The sequence below is a fragment of the Magnetococcales bacterium genome, assembly GCA_015231175.1.
In the GTDB taxonomy this organism is placed as follows: Bacteria; Pseudomonadota; Magnetococcia; order Magnetococcales; family DC0425bin3; genus HA3dbin3.
In genome coordinates, this window is sequence record JADGBZ010000071.1 from 12,975 (window position 1) to 14,228 (window position 1,254).

Here is a 1,254-nt window from a genome sequence, read left to right on the forward strand (position 1 = left end):
GCTCATGTGTCGAAAATTTCTTCCAAAGAGTTGGCCTTCAGGAGGCGCAGGCTCCACTTTTCCAACAGGGAACGTTCCGTGGCGAAAACCTTCTCCCGGATCGAGCTGGACAACTCGCCAAACTTGCCCTCCAGCAGCAGCAGAAAGAGCGTGGCAGCCTCCTCCTGGCGGCCTTCCTGGTGGCCTTCCTGGCGGCCTTCCTGGCGGCCTTCTTGATGTTCTTGCACCAGCCGATGCCCGAACTTGGGTAGGGAAAAAAGCTCCTCATCAGGCGTTACGTCTACCAACCAGTCAAGCCACTCCTTCCCAAGCTGGGAAACGTACTCGGGCGTAATCCCTTCCATTTCCGGGCTATTAAATGAACCCTTCATGAGCAACCTCCACAAGCCGACAACGATCCGACCAAATGAAACAGAGAGCTTAAATAACCCCACACGTTTGACTGTTTCGAACGCTTTTTTTCGCTCATCCTGACGACTGGCAAAGCACTTCAAAGGGGCGTTTTGGGCCTCATCCGCCAGCTCGTTTAGTAGAATCAGACGGATGACACCGCCCCAAAGTGGCTTGCTTTCATAAACGCCACTCAGTCCAACGGGTTTGAAGGCAAATCGCTCAAGGAACTCCCGTTGAGGAGTGATGGAGCTGATGACGACGCTTCGCAATTGATGGCGATCCAAACGTGCGGCTTCCGGATACATGGTGTCGTACACCGTGATTTGGGACAGAGCATCTTCATTCAGGCTTTCAGTGATTTTCAATTCGGCCAGAATTTGGTCTGTATCGAGATCCCGTAGTCCGTCCGCCAGGAGTAAACGCTGTTCATTTGTCCAGCCACCTTCCTTTCGTCGAATCAAAATCAGATCTGCCTTAGGGTGGGAGAGAAACGACTGGAACCTCTGAACGCACCTCAATGCCGACGGGTTCCAACAGCGTTCTCAACGTTTCGCCGACCAGACAGTGCCAGCAGGTTTTTGTTGCGTGATCGTCCAAAAACCATGACTCCTTTACGGCCGACTTGCAACCAACCGTTTTCGCATCTGATTCTCCTAAAAATCCCGCCTCGTCGTCCAGAAAAATCAGATCGAGCTACCCCGGTATGAGGCCTGTTTTCGTTCAGATGAGGTTTTCGTTGCGGATACTTCAGAGAACCGCCCGCCGACGGCAGAGGGGGGAGGTCTCCCCCCTCTGCACTCCCCTCTCGCAAAGCGCCCAATCCCCCAAGACCCTATTGTCCACCCCGCACCGGCCACACGG

General features: G+C 54.0%; 1 protein-coding gene. It reads right to left on the minus strand.

Translation table 11 applies throughout. From position 1 onward, the window contains the following. Positions 1 to 2: 2 nt before the first annotated feature. Positions 3 to 854 (minus strand): DUF4351 domain-containing protein, encoded by an 852-nt coding sequence (locus HQL63_12870; protein MBF0177718.1) that lies wholly within the window; start codon positions 852 to 854, stop codon positions 3 to 5. Between the last annotated feature and the right edge of the window lie 400 nt (positions 855 to 1,254).